The organism is Micromonospora avicenniae (assembly GCF_900156065.1).
In the GTDB taxonomy this organism is placed as follows: domain Bacteria; phylum Actinomycetota; class Actinomycetes; order Mycobacteriales; family Micromonosporaceae; genus Micromonospora; species Micromonospora avicenniae.
Genome location: NZ_FTNF01000010.1, coordinates 46,474 through 59,587, shown reverse-complemented (window position 1 = coordinate 59,587; position 13,114 = coordinate 46,474). Strand labels below are relative to the sequence as shown.

The following is a 13,114-nucleotide window of genomic DNA, read 5'->3' as shown; positions in this document are numbered from 1 at the left end:
GTGGTCAGTCCGGCAGGTTGGACGAGGCCAACCTGCCGGTGGCCACGAGCAGCGCGGGGCCGGCGAGCCAGCAGGTGTCGGCGGTGACCGTGACGGTGAGGCGTCCACCGGGAACGTCGACCGCGACCACGCCGGTCTCCCGCGCGAGGTCACGCAGCGCCACCGCGGCCACCGCACAGGCACCCGTGCCGCAGGACAGGGTCTCCGCCGAGCCGCGCTCGTAGACGCGCATGAGCACGTGCCCGTCGACCCCGTCGACCGGTCCACCCGGTGCGGTGAACTCGACGTTCACTCCGGCCGGGAAGACCGCCGGGTCGAATTCGGGCGCCCTGGTCAGGTCCAGCGTGGGCAGGTCCAGCCCGGCCGGCAGCGCGCATACCAGGTGCGGGTTACCCACGTCCACCGCGGTGCCGGCCAGGGTGAGGCCGCCCAGGGTCGCCGTGGACGCGTCGTACAGCCGGGGGCGACGCATCTCCACCGCGATGGTGTCGCCGTCGACCCGCGCGCGGACGATCCCGGCCCGGGTCGCCACCGGCAGCGCCGCGTCGGCGGGGGCGGCCAGCCCGGTGTCGACCAGGTAGCGGACGAACACGCGTGCCCCGTTGCCGCACATCTCGGCGATGGAACCGTCGGAGTTCCAGTAGTCCATGAACCACTCGGCCTCGCCGGCCAGCGCCACGCCCTCCGGGTGCTTGGCGGCCCGTACGACCCGCAGCACCCCGTCGGCGCCGAGCCCTCGCCGGCGGTCGCAGATGGCGGCGACCAGGCCGGGTGTGAGGTCGAGCGTCCCGTCCGGGTCGGGCAGGATCACGAAGTCGTTGCCGGTGCCATGTCCCTTGGTGAACTCCACGACTCCATCATCCCGCAGCGGCGGCGACCGACCGCAGGGCCTCGGCGACCAGGCCCGGCTCGGCGGAGTCCAGCCAGTGGATCCGCGGGTCGCGGCGGAACCAGGAGCGCTGCCGGCGTACGAACCGGCGGGTCGCCCGGATCGTCTCCTCGTACGCCTCCGTCTCGGTCAACTCGCCGTCGAGGAAGCGCAGCACCTGCTGGTAGCCGAGTGCGCGGCCGGCGGTACGGCCGTCCGGCAGGCCACGTCCGACCAGTTCGCGGGTCTCGGCGACCAGCCCGTCGGCCCACATCCGGTCCACCCGGAGGGCGATCCGCTCGTCGAGCAGCACGGTGTCCAGATCGACGCCGACCTGCACGGACGGGTAGTACGGGGTCGGTTCGGGCAGCGACGCCGTGAACGGCGCCCCCGTCAGCTCGATCACTTCCAGGGCACGGACGATCCGGCGCCCGTTGCCGGGGAGGATCCCCTGGGCCGCGGCCGGGTCGGCGGCGCGCAGGCGCGCGTACAGGGGCGCCGGGCCGAACTCGGCCAGTTCCCGCTCCAGCCGCTCCCGGATCGCCGGGTCGGTGCCGGGGAACTCGAACTGCTCCAGCACCGCGCGCACGTAGAGGCCGGATCCACCGACCAGCAGCGGCACCCGTCCCCGGGCCAGGATGTCGTCGACCGCCGCACGGGCCAGCCGCTGGTACTCGGCGACGCTGGCCGGCTCGGTGACGTCCCAGATGTCCAGCAGGTGATGTGGCACACCGTCCCGCTCGGCCGGGGTGAGCTTCGCCGTGCCGATGTCCATGCCCCGGTAGAGCTGCATCGAGTCGGCGTTGACCACCTCGCCGTCGAGCGCGTGTGCCAGCGCGATGCTCAGCGCCGACTTGCCGGCCGCCGTCGGCCCGACCACGGCCACGACCATCCCGACCGGGTGGCGGCTGCCACCGGCCTCGACCGGGCCGCTCACGCCGTCTCCCAGCCGGCCACGAAGTAGGCCACGCCGTAGGGGGCCTCGGCGTAGTGCAGTTCGCCCCGCCAGTCGCCGCCGGCCGCACGGACCGCGCCGGCGAGCACCTGCCACGGTGCCCGGCCGGCGACCTTCAGCTCCGCCGACAGCACCGGGTCCAGGCCGAGCAGGGCCCCGGCGTCCGCGGTGGCCAGGGCGGCAGCGACGGATTCGTCGTACGCCCCGGCGCGCGGGTCGTCGTAGCCGGGCGCCTGCTGCCCCCGGCAGGCCGACCCGTCCCCCAGCACGAGCAGCGCCATCCGCGCCTCGGCGCGCTCGACCAGTTGCACACCCATGTCCTCGCAGTCGGCAGGGGCGGCCTGGTCCGCGATCGCCGCCGCGAACCGGGGCAGCGGTGTACCGGTCCGGCCGACCAGCCACGCGCCGACGGTCAGGCTGAGCGGCAGCACGTCCGCCCCCGCGCGGCCCGTCTTCCACAGCGGCACCGTCCGGTCGAGCCCGTACCCACGCAGGGAGCCGTAGTCGGCGCTACCAAAGCTGCGAGTCTCAGGTCCGCTGCCGACCAGCAGGATCGCCTCCGGCCCGGCGGCGAGCAGCCGGGTCAGCGCGGCTTCGCAGGCGGCGCGGAGGGGGTCGAGCTCAGCGGCGGCGGCACCGGCCACCTCGGGCACGAGCAGGGGCGGATGGGGGCAGACGGCGGCGGCGACCAGTGGCACCCGTTCACGGTAGCGGGACGCGCCGGTGAGTCTGTGCGCCGATCCGGTCATCTGGGCGCTAGGACACCGTATGGTCACGGTCGGCGATAGGCGCTCGACGGGGACGGGGTCGTACCTGTGACAATGCCGGGGAGAAACTTGGCTGCGCTGTGGCGGCGATCGGGAACTGCTCTCCCGACGCCGGGAGAACGAGGATGGGCACATGAGCGACTGGACTGCCTTCGGACGGGTGGACGCGGACGGCACCGTGTACGTCAAGACCGCCGAAGGCGAGCGGGTGGTCGGATCCTGGCAGGCAGGAGCACCGGAGGAGGGGCTGGCGCACTTCGCCCGCCGCTTCGCCGACCTGGTGACCGAGGTGGACCTGACTGAGGCCCGGCTCAACTCGGGTGCGGCGGACGCCGGCCACTCACTGAGCACGATCCGCCGGATCCGGGCCTCGCTCGCCGAGGCACACGTGGTCGGCGACATCGACGCGCTGGCCACGCGGCTGGACCGGCTCGCCGGCGTGGCCGAGGAGAAGGCTGGTGAGGCCCGCGCGGCGCGGGACGCGGCCCGTAGCGAGGCGCTGGCCCGCAAGACCGCGCTGGTCGAGGAGGCGGAGAAGCTCGCCGCCGAGTCGACCGGATGGAAGACCGCCGGGGACCGACTCAAGGAGATCCTCGACGAGTGGAAGACCATCCGTGGCGTCGACAAGAAGACCGACGGGGAGCTGTGGAAGCGGTTCGCGGCGGCCCGGGACGGCTTCACCCGCCGCCGGGGCGCCCACTTCGCGTCCCTCGACGCGCAGCGCAAGCAGGCGCAGACGGTCAAGGAGGAGCTGGTCGCCGAGGCTGAGAAGCTCAAGGACTCCAGCGACTGGGCGGCCACCGCCAACCAGCTCAAGGACCTGATGACGCAATGGAAGGCGGCGCCGCGCGCGTCCAAGGAGGCCGAGCAGCGGCTGTGGGAACGGTTCCGCGCGGCGCAGGACGACTTCTTCACCCGGCGCAGCGAGGTCTTCTCCGCTCGGGACAACGAGATGCGGGGCAACCTGGAGCGCAAGCAGGCGCTGCTCGCCGAGGCGGAGGCGCTGGACGTCGACGCTGACCCGAAGGGCGCACAGGCGAAGCTGCGGGACATCCAGGCACAGTGGCACGAGGCCGGCCGGGTGCCCCGCGAGGCGGCCGCCGGGCTGGAGCGCCGGCTGCGGGCCGTCGACGAGAAGGTCCGCGAGGTGATGGACTCGGCGTGGCGGCGGACCTCCAAGGAGGACAGCCCGCTGCTCGCCCAGATGCGCGCGCAGGTCGCCGAGGCGGAGGAGCGGCTGTCCCGGGCCCAGGCCGCCGGCGACGCCCGTCGGGTCCGTGAGGCCGAGCAGGCGCTGGCGTCCAAGCGACAGTTCCTCCAGCTCGCCGAGCAGTCCAGCTGACCTGAACGACCCCGGCAGCCCCGGTCCCGCACGGGACCGGGGCTCCCGCGCATCCGGCCGGATTTCCCTACCCACCCCGGCCCCACCGGGCTCGCGGGTCCAGTGGGCTCACGGACACGGGCCCACCGGCCTCACGGCGCTCACGGCGCTCACGGCGCTCACAGGGCTCACAGGGCTCACAGGGCTCACAGGGCTCACAGGGCTCACAGGGCTCACGAGCCTAGCGGGCCCCACAAGCTGGCGCGAACGGTGCGAGCGCGAAAGGCAGCGGCACCACCGGGCGAGACATCCCTCTCGGGCACGCTTTGGAGCTGAATCGCCTGCGACATCATCGGCAGTGCTCCCACACAATTACCGACGCGCGCGCCTCGATTCATTGGGCGATCACCGACGGTGCCACCAGCAGTCCGCAGGCGGAAGCTGCCGCCTCAGCACCTCCGGTCACCGTTCGGTAGATCATCCAGCGCGGCCGCCAGCGAGTCGTTCACGACATCAGCTCTAAAGCGTCCCCGAAGTGGTCACCATCGGCCTCCCGGACCTTGGAGCCTGCTTGAGAACCATGCTCCGCCCGGGAAGTGCGGACCCTCGTCCCTGGGCCAACCTCGCCCCTGGGCCAACCTCGCGCTACAACACGGATAGTGGCCTCACTCGCAAAGTGAGGCCACTACATCCCGGTCGTAGCGCGACTTGCGTGGACCGCGACGCCGGTGTGGTCAGTGCGCGGCGCAGCCCGAGGTGGCGGCGGGCACCGCCGCCGGCGCGCCGACCGTGGGCAGCCCGAGCAGCACGCCCGGCGTACGTGGGGAGCGTCCGGCCTCGAAGGCGTCCCCGGCCCGGGTACGCCGGTGAGCCAGCGGCTCGCCGTCGGCGTTCAGGTGGTGCGGGGCGGCGTACGTGACGGAGGTGTGCACGATGTCACCCGGGCGGATCTGCCCGGCGAGGGATCCCGCGTCGAAGTGCACGAGGCGGCCGTCGCGGGCGCGGCCGGACATGCGCCCGGTCCGTTCGTCCTTGCGTCCCTCGCCGACGGCGACCAGCACCTCGACGTCCTGGCCGACCAGCTTCTTGTTCTCCGCCCAGGTGATCTCCTCGACGCAGGCGATCAGGCGGTCGTAGCGCTCCTGCACCACCTGCTTGGGCAGCTGGCCCTCCATGGTGGCGGCGGGGGTGCCGGGGCGCTTGGAGTACTGGAAGGTGAAGGCGGAGGAGAACCGGGACTCGCGCACCACGTCGAGGGTGCGCTCGAAGTCGGCGTCGGTCTCGCCGGGGAAGCCGACGATGATGTCGGTGGTGATCGCCGCGTCCGGCATCGCCGCGCGGACCTTCTCGATGATGCCGAGGTAGCGCTCCGCCCGGTACGACCGGCGCATGGCGCGCAGCACCGCATCGGAGCCCGACTGCAACGGCATGTGCAGCGAGTGGCACACGTTAGGCGTCTCGGCCATGGCGGCGATCACGTCGTCGGTGAAGTCCTTCGGGTGCGGGCTGGTGAAACGTACCCGCTCCAGGCCGTCGATCTCGCCGCAGGCGCGCAGCAGCTTGCCGAAGGCGAGCCGGTCACCGAACTCCACCCCGTAGGAGTTGACGTTCTGCCCGAGCAGGGTCACCTCCAGCACGCCCTCGTCGACCAGCGCGCGGACCTCGGACAGGATGTCGCCGGGGCGACGATCCTTCTCCTTGCCGCGCAGCGACGGCACGATACAGAAGGTGCAGGTGTTGTTGCAGCCCACCGAGATCGACACCCAGCCGGCGTACGTCGACTCACGGCGGGTGGGCAGCGTCGACGGGAAGACGTCGAGGGACTCCAGGATCTCCACCTCGGCGGCGGCGTTGTGCCGGGCCCGCTCGAGCAGCACCGGGAGGGAGCCGATGTTGTGCGTGCCGAAGACCACGTCCACCCAGGGGGCTTTGCGGACGATGTCGCCGCGATCCTTCTGGGCCAGGCAGCCGCCGACGGCGATCTGCATCTCCGGGTGCTTGTCCTTGACCGGGCGGAGCCGGCCGAGGTTGCCGTAGAGCCGGTTGTCGGCGTTCTCCCGGACCGCACAGGTGTTGAAGACGACGATGTCGGGGGTCTCGTCGCCCCCGGCGGCGCGCACGTAACCCGCCTGCTCCAACAGGCCGGAGATGCGTTCCGAGTCGTGCACGTTCATCTGGCAGCCGTACGTCACGACGTTGTAGGTCCTAGCCACCTGCTCGGCGCCCCTTTCCTCGGGCTACCAGGGTAGCGGCCCGCTCGGCCGACCCGATCGCCCGGCATTGACCCGGCGGCCAATGGCGGGGTCACCCAGCGGGCAGTACGCTGCACAGCAGGACGATGTTCTGGGTGGTTTCGGGGGCTTTGCACTCAAGACCGACAGGTGTGCGTTCGAGGAAGCACATGAAAAAGCCGCGGGAGGCCACCGTGACGCTAGAGAACGCGGCACAGCACACCGTTGTCACCCGCGATGGGCGACGCCTCGCAGTGGAGACCTCCGGCGCGCCGGACGGCCTCGCGGTCTTCCTTCTGCACGGCACTCCCGGCAGCCGCAGCGGCCCCCGGCCCCGCCCGGTCGTCCTCTACCGCCTGGGCGTGCACCTGATCTGCTACGACCGGCCCGGGTACGGCGACTCGGATCGGCACGAGGGCCGTCGGGTGGCCGACACCGCGGCCGACGTGGCGGCGATCGCCGACGCCTTCGGCATCGACCGGTTCGCCCTGGTGGGCCGCTCCGGCGGCGGTCCGCACGCGCTGGCCTGCGCCGCGCTGCTGCCCGACCGGGTGACCCGGGCGGCGGTGCTGGTCGGGCTCGCCCCGGCCGACGCCCCCGACCTCGACTGGTACGCCGGCATGACCGACGAGAACGTCGACGAGCACGCCCTCGGCGACGCGGACACCGCCGAGCTGCGCGACCTGCTCACCGTGCGGGCCAAGGACGTCCAGCGGGACCCGATGACCCTGCTGGAGTTCCTCCGCCCGCAGCTCACCGAGCCGGACATCCGGGTGGTCGACGACGTGGCCATCCGCCGCCTGCTCACCGACATGTACGCCGAGGCGCTGCGGCACGGCCCCGAGGGCTGGATCGACGACGTGCTCGCCGTCCACCGGTCATGGGGCTTCGACCTCGGCTCGATCCGGCTACCCGTCCGCCTGTGGCACGGCGAGCAGGACCAGTTCTCTCCGGTTTCGCACTCCCGATGGCTGGCCGCCCGGATCCCCACCGCCGAGGTCCAGGTGCAGCCCGGTGCCGCGCACTTCGGTGCGGTGGAGATCCTGCCGCAGACCCTCGCCTGGCTGACCACCCCGGCACTGGCGGCGGCCCCGCGGCTCTGACTCCGGTCGGCCGCGGCACCCGCCACGACCGACCGGGACGACGAGCAGCGCCGACCGTCAGAACGGGTTCGGGTCGATGACCCGGGCCACCAGCCGACCACCCCGGAGCGTCTGAACGCTCGGATGCTCGTGGCCGATCAGGTCGGCCAGCCGATCCGCCGCGGCGCCGGCGTCGGCCTCCGGCCCGGTACCGCCGGTCCGGCGGGTCACCACGGCCACGTCGCCGAGGCAGCGCAGCGTGTCGGGGTGATCAGCGCCGACGGTCACCGCCAACCGCTCGGCGGTGTCCCGCAGCCGCTGCCGCGCCGACTCCCACTCCCCGTCCTCGGCGAGGCAGACCGCGTGGTTGACCTCGGCCGCCAGGGTGTGCGGATGTTCCGGGCCGAGGACCTTGCGCAACTCGTCGGCGGCGTGGGCGGCGGTGGCCCGGGCGGCGGGCAGCTGACCGAGGGACCGCTCGGCCGCCGACCGGTTGCTCAGCGTGGCGAGCGTGTGCGGGTGCGCCGGACCGAGACGCAGCACCTCGTCGTACGTCCGGCCGACCGCGACCATCTCGCTGAGCGCCCGGTTCGCGTCGCCGATCGCGAGCAGGTTCGCGGCCCGGCTCGACCGGCAGGCCACCGTGTCCGGGTTGTTCGGGCCGAACCGCTCCTCCAGCCGCCGGTAGGCCTCCTCGAAGAGCGGCATGGCGTCGGCGGGCCGGCCGACGCTGCGCAGCGACACCGCCACATTGACCTGGGCGGTGAGGGTCAACAGGTCGTCGACGCCCAGCACCTCGACGAAGCTGTCGTACACCCCGCGCAGCAGCGACACCGCCTTCTCGTACTCGCCGGCCTCCCGCAGGTCGCTGCCGAGCCGCACGGCGGACTGCAGCGTGTACGGGTCGGTGGGCCCGAGGACGGCTCGCCGCTTCTGGTGCACGTCCTCGTCCCAGCTGCGGGCCGAGCGGTAGTCGCCGACCAACCGGAACGACACGGCGAGGTTGTTGGCCGCGCTCAACGTGCGCGGGTGCTCCTCGCCGAGCAGGTCGACCCAGGAGGCGTAGGTGGCGCGGTCCCGCTCCAGCGCCTCGGCGTACCGCCCGAGGGCCCGCAGGTCGGCGCCGAGGCTGCCGGCTGTCATCAAGGCGTGCGGGTGGCTCGGTCCGAGGCGACGCTGCTGGTCCTCGAGGACCTGCTTGTCGAGTTCCCAGGCCTCGGCGAACCGGCCCATGGTGCGCAGGATGTTCGCCCGGTTGAACCGCAGATGCAGCAGGTGCTGGTCCGGCTCGAACCCGCCCGCCGCCCCGGTGAGCTGCGCCGACCAGATCTCGTCGACGTGCCGGCTGAACTCCTCGGCCTGCGCCAGACCACCGCGCTGCCACAGATACCGGGCCCGGTCGATGAGCAACTGGCGCACCGACTCCTCCCGGCAGGTCAACGCGTCGGACACCTCCAGGTGCGGCCAGAGTATGCGCAGGCGCGGCCACGTCGCGGGATCGTCGACGTTCTCGCGGGGCCGGGACGCGGCCAGCACCAGGTGGACCTGGTGGCGTGCCTCGGCGATCTCCTCGGCGTCCATCCGGTCCCGGACCACGGCCTGCAACAGCCGGTGCACCTGGATCCGACCGCCCTGAACGTCCAGCTTCAGCAGCGCCAGCCGGTTGATCTGCTGGACCAGGGCGCCACGCACCAGCCGCTCCGACACCGACGGGTCGTACGGCACGAGCGCCGCCGCCATCTCGTCGCTGTAGATGAGGTCCAGCGCGATCTCCGGTGCCAGCACCGAGCAGAGCTGCAGGAGCCGGTACGCGGCAGGGGCCTGCGCCCGCAGCCGGTTGAGGGACAGGTCCCAGGTGGCCTCGACCGACAGGGCGCTGGGCCCGTGCCGCTCGATCAGGCGCAGGTAGTCCGGGATCGGCGTGCCGGTGTCGGCCAGCCAGGCACCGGCCGCGGCGACGGCGATCGGCAGGTCGCCCAACGCCTCGGCGACCCGGTCGGCCTCCTCGCGGCTGATCGCCGGCACCCGCTGGGCGAGGTGCGCGACGCTCTCGGCCCGGTCGAAGACGTCCACCTGGATCGGGTTCGCCCGCTCCCCCCACGCCCGGTTGCGTGAGGTCAACAGCACATGCCCGGGGCCCTGCGGGAGGAACTGCTCGACGTGCTCGAGTTCCTCGGCGTTGTCGAAGACGACCAGCCACCGCTCGTACGGCTCGCCGCGGCCAAGGGCCTGCAGCACCGTCTGCACCGTCTCGGGCAGGGCCGGACCGGCTGGCAGGCCGAGTCGGGCGCCCAGATCGGACAGTGCCGTGTCGACGAACTGCGGCGGGTCCGCCACGACCCACCAGACCACGTCGTACGCCGACCGGAACCGGTGCACGTACTCCAGCGCGACCTGGGTCTTACCGACACCACCCATGCCCTGCAGGGCGACGGGGAGCACCACCGCGCTGCCCCCGCTCTGCAGTTGCCGGCGCAACTCGGCGAGGTCGTCCTCGCGGCCGGTGAACCGGGCGTTGCGGTTCGGTGCGTTGAAGATCAGCGGCTCGGTGCCGGGGAAGCGCGTGGCACCGGCCGGGGCCCCCTGCGCGGCCGGCGGCACCGGCCGGCCCACCAGTCGTAGCACCCGCTCGACCGCCGTCTCCGCGGTCACGTTGACCAGGTGGGCGGAGACCTGCGCGGGGAACTCCGCCAACGGGCGCAGGTCCGCCACGTAGACCGCGAGCGCTGTCGAACCGGTACTCGACTCCCGCGGTGGCAGGCCGCCGGTCGGTGTCGCCAGGTAGGCCGGCGAGATCACGGTCAGCGTCCGCGGGGCCGGGGTGGCCGCCGAACCGACCGCCGCGGCGGGTGAGACGACCTGCATCCCGGCCGCGCTGAGCACCCGTTCCAGCCACTCCGCCCAGACCGCGTCCTCGGGGGCGTGCCGGAGCACGATCTGGTCGTCGACCGCCTCGGCTCGCCGGCGGAACCGGGCCTTGCCCCGCTCACGGACCGACTCGTCCATCACCGGCAGGGCGCTCACCTCGCTGTCGGTGAGGATCCCGGTCAGCGTCTCGAACGCGGACAGCAGCGAGGTCGGCGAGCCGGGCGGATCGCCGAACGTGGCCAATGTCTCCTCGTACGCGTAGAACGGCCGGTACGGCACCTCCACCGCGGCCCAGTAGCGCCGGCGCTCCGCCTCGGTCATACCGGTGGGCAGGCCGGCGAAGCGGCGCATCGCCAGCGAGCGACCGGCCTCCGCCTTCTCCTTCTCCGCCTGGTCGACCCGCATCGGCACCGGCAGGATGCGGATGTCCCGGCGGCGGAACCGGTCCCGCACCGAGTGGGCCACCCGGGCCGCACCCTCGATGCCCTGGTCGCTGAGGGTGAAGCAGTCGACCAGGGTGTCCGGCAGGTGCAGGGTGCAGATGTCGGCGACGTCGCTGAGGCCCGTCCGGCTGTCGATGAGCGTGTAGTCGTACTCGCGCTTCATGTCGGCGCGCAGCGCCTCGAAGAACTGCGCACCGCCCAGCCGGTTGTAGAAGTTGTCCCAGTCCAGGCCGCTCACCGACACCGCGTAGTCGCTGTTCTGCCGGCCTGCGGAGAGGAAGTCCAGGCTGCCGCCGTCGGGGAAGTTCCAGCGCAGCGAGAAGGCGTGCCGCCGGACCCGGGCGAACTGCTCGACCCAGCGGTCCGGCCGGTCCACGGTGCGGGTGGTCTCCCACTCGTAGTCGCGGATCATGTCGATGACCCCGCTGGTGCTCTGGATCGCCTCGGCGTCCAGGAACGGATGGAAGAAGCGGTGCAGGCCGGGGGATTCCAGGTCCCAGTCGGCGACCAGCACCCGCCGTCCGTTGGCGGCCAGGATCCAGGCGACGTTCGCCAGCGCCATCGTCCGGCCCGTACCACCCTTGAACGAGTAGAACGTGACGACCTGACCTTCACGATCGTTGCTCATCGGTTCTCTCCGTGGGGACGCGGCGACGCCGGATCGTCGTGGGCGGGCGGCGGGTCGAACGACGCGCCGGGGCGCGGGCGATGCTCCGGCCCGTGCCGCAGGCTGGGTGGCGGTTCGGCCTCGGGGAACTCCGTCACCGGGCCGTGTTTCAGGTACTGGCGGCGGGCCTCGGTCACCAGGGCCGGCATGAGATCCACGAACTCCTGGACGTTCCTGGCCCGCTTGACCTGCGGTACGCCCGCGTTCTGCAGCATGTCGGCGACGGTCTCGGCGTGCCGCGCGGCGTCCTGCGGGTCGTCGCCGTCGGTGACGACGATCGGCACCACCCAGGGGCGCAGGTCGCGCATCGCCGCGGCGAAGGTTTCCGTCGCGTCGGGGTCCGCCGCCACCCACGGATCGATCAGCAGTACGGTGGGCCGGCGTTCCAGCAGGTCGGCCCCGGCAGCGAAGTCCGCGGTACGGGCGGACAGCCCCAGCCGCTCGGCGGTGCTGGCGACGTACTCGGCCGCCGGCAGCTTCTGCCGGCCGCCGAAGGGCCGCCACTGGCGGGCACTGCTCGCGTACCCGCTCCTCGCCCGGGCGGCCGGCAACCGGCCCCGGGTGGGCGCCAGTACCGCCACCACGAGGTCCGGGTCGGCCGGCGCCGGCCGGGTCACCTCGTCCAGGCTGGGCGCCCGGGACGGGCCGAGCGGGTGCCGTTCCGCGGCCTCCACGATCCGGTGGGCCAGCCGCCCGAGCAGGTCGTCGTACTGCTCCCGGTAGGCGGCGAGCATGCACAGCGCACGCAACCCGTTCTCGGCGTACTCGGGGACGTCCCGGCCCAGGTCCAACGCCTCGTCCAGCTCGGAACGGCTCTCCCAGGTCGGGAACGGGATCCAGAGCACCGGCAGGACGTGCCCGGCGGTGTCCGGCTTGTTGGCGGCGGCCAGCCGGCCGCGGAAGGACTCCTGCTCACCGAGCGCCCAGGGGCGCCGGAAGTAACCCGGCGAGTAGAGCGGCACGAAGACCTCGACTCCGCTCAACGCCTCGGCCAGTGCGGCCTTCCAGTCGGCGTCGGGCGGGATCTGCTGGTCGAAGAAGCCGATCCGCATTCCGGGCACCAGCTCGGCCCGGCGAGCCACCTCCGCCGACAGGTCGGCGAAGAACTGCCCCACCCAGACGTCGGCGTCGGCCCGCGCGCCCTGTTGCGGGGCCGAGTGGGCGTAGCTGAGGAAGAAGTAGGTCCGGCGGGCCCCCGGCCTCGCCGTCCGCGGCACCGCGCCGGGCCGGCTCACCCCGACTCCTCGGCGAACAGGTTGCGCAGTTCGCTCACGCCCGCCGGCACCTGCGGCTCGACCAGGTACGCCCGATGGATCGCGACGATGCGCTGGGCGAGCCGCCACACCACCGCCCGGTACGCGTTCTCCATCTGCAAGGTCAGCAATCCGTAGACCCCCTCCCGCTGGTACTGGGCCACGATCTCCGCCGGCATCGGGGTAGGTGAGAACCGCTGGATCTCGCCCACGACCTTGGGCAGGCGGGCACCCTCCGTCGGCGACCAGGAGACGGGGATGATCGCCGTCTCGTGCGCCGAGACGTCGTCGCGTCGCCGCTCGATACGCCGGCGTGAGAAGGCGTGCCACTCCATCCCGCACCAGTCGCTGCGGAGCAGCGCGCTGGACAGCAGGGGTACGAAGACCTGGCAGGTCCCGGCGGCGCGCAGCAACTCCGGTGTCCATCGCTCCCCACCGGTCATCGCGGTGTCCATGAAGCCCGGGTCGACCCCGGTCTCCGGACCGACGAGCTCGCTGACGTGCCCCGAGAGGTCCTCGTAGAAGCGGAGCAGGTATTCCGAGGGGCCTACGGCGGCCCGGCGGGCCGGCGAGCGGGAGTGGCTCAGGAAGAACAGCGGGGCCCGCATGCCGGCGGGTATGTCCACTGTGCTCACCCGTGTGCCTCCGCCCCTCCCCGC

Annotated in this window: 9 protein-coding genes; 2 read left to right on the top strand and 7 right to left on the bottom strand. The window is 72.7% G+C overall.

Annotation, left to right across the window (positions count from 1 at the left end; translation table 11 throughout):
• Positions 1 to 4 precede the first annotated feature (4 nt).
• The 3 genes from dapF to BXA10_RS16805 are packed head-to-tail and all read right to left on the bottom strand — an operon-like array spanning position 5 to position 2,572.
• Entirely contained in the window at positions 5 to 850 is an 846-nt protein-coding gene (gene dapF, locus BXA10_RS16815) for a diaminopimelate epimerase (RefSeq protein ID WP_076471336.1), read from the bottom strand.
• Positions 851 to 857: 7 nt separating this feature from the next.
• A complete protein-coding gene (gene miaA / locus BXA10_RS16810) occupies positions 858 to 1,760 on the bottom strand; it encodes a tRNA (adenosine(37)-N6)-dimethylallyltransferase MiaA (RefSeq protein WP_076471481.1) in 903 nt (300 codons plus the stop codon).
• Positions 1,761 to 1,801: 41 nt separating this feature from the next.
• Positions 1,802 to 2,572: a class III extradiol dioxygenase subunit B-like domain-containing protein gene (locus tag BXA10_RS16805; protein WP_076471335.1), complete on the bottom strand. Its 771-nt coding sequence runs from the start codon at positions 2,570 to 2,572 to the stop codon at positions 1,802 to 1,804.
• 151 nt (positions 2,573 to 2,723) lie between these two features.
• Here BXA10_RS16805 and BXA10_RS16800 point away from each other — a divergent pair, with 151 nt between their 5' ends.
• Positions 2,724 to 3,932, top strand: a complete 1,209-nt coding sequence (locus BXA10_RS16800; protein WP_076471334.1) for a DUF349 domain-containing protein — start codon at positions 2,724 to 2,726, stop codon at positions 3,930 to 3,932.
• A 713-nt stretch (positions 3,933 to 4,645) separates the two neighbouring features.
• Here BXA10_RS16800 and miaB read toward each other — a convergent pair.
• Positions 4,646 to 6,124 (bottom strand): tRNA (N6-isopentenyl adenosine(37)-C2)-methylthiotransferase MiaB, encoded by a 1,479-nt coding sequence (miaB, locus tag BXA10_RS16795; RefSeq protein ID WP_076471333.1) that lies wholly within the window; start codon positions 6,122 to 6,124, stop codon positions 4,646 to 4,648.
• A 212-nt stretch (positions 6,125 to 6,336) separates the two neighbouring features.
• Here miaB and BXA10_RS16790 point away from each other — a divergent pair, with 212 nt between their 5' ends.
• On the top strand, positions 6,337 to 7,245 hold the full coding sequence (locus BXA10_RS16790) for an alpha/beta fold hydrolase (RefSeq protein WP_245828285.1): 909 nt from the start codon (positions 6,337 to 6,339) through the stop codon (positions 7,243 to 7,245).
• A 57-nt stretch (positions 7,246 to 7,302) separates the two neighbouring features.
• Here BXA10_RS16790 and fxsT read toward each other — a convergent pair whose 3' ends face one another.
• Genes fxsT through BXA10_RS16775 form a run of 3 tightly spaced genes read right to left on the bottom strand, consistent with a single transcriptional unit; the run spans position 7,303 to position 13,090 of the window.
• Complete coding sequence (fxsT, locus tag BXA10_RS16785; RefSeq protein ID WP_076471331.1) at positions 7,303 to 11,163, bottom strand: FxSxx-COOH system tetratricopeptide repeat protein; 3,861 nt, start codon at positions 11,161 to 11,163, stop codon at positions 7,303 to 7,305.
• The gene (locus BXA10_RS16780; RefSeq protein ID WP_076471330.1) at positions 11,160 to 12,437 is read right to left on the bottom strand and encodes a TIR-like protein FxsC; all 1,278 of its coding nucleotides are present in this window, start codon (positions 12,435 to 12,437) and stop codon (positions 11,160 to 11,162) included. The genes fxsT and BXA10_RS16780 overlap by 4 nt, the downstream gene beginning before the upstream one ends.
• Entirely contained in the window at positions 12,434 to 13,090 is a 657-nt protein-coding gene (locus BXA10_RS16775) for a TIR-like protein FxsC (protein WP_139338020.1), read from the bottom strand. Before BXA10_RS16775 ends, BXA10_RS16780 begins: the two co-directional genes overlap by 4 nt.
• Between the last annotated feature and the right edge of the window lie 24 nt (positions 13,091 to 13,114).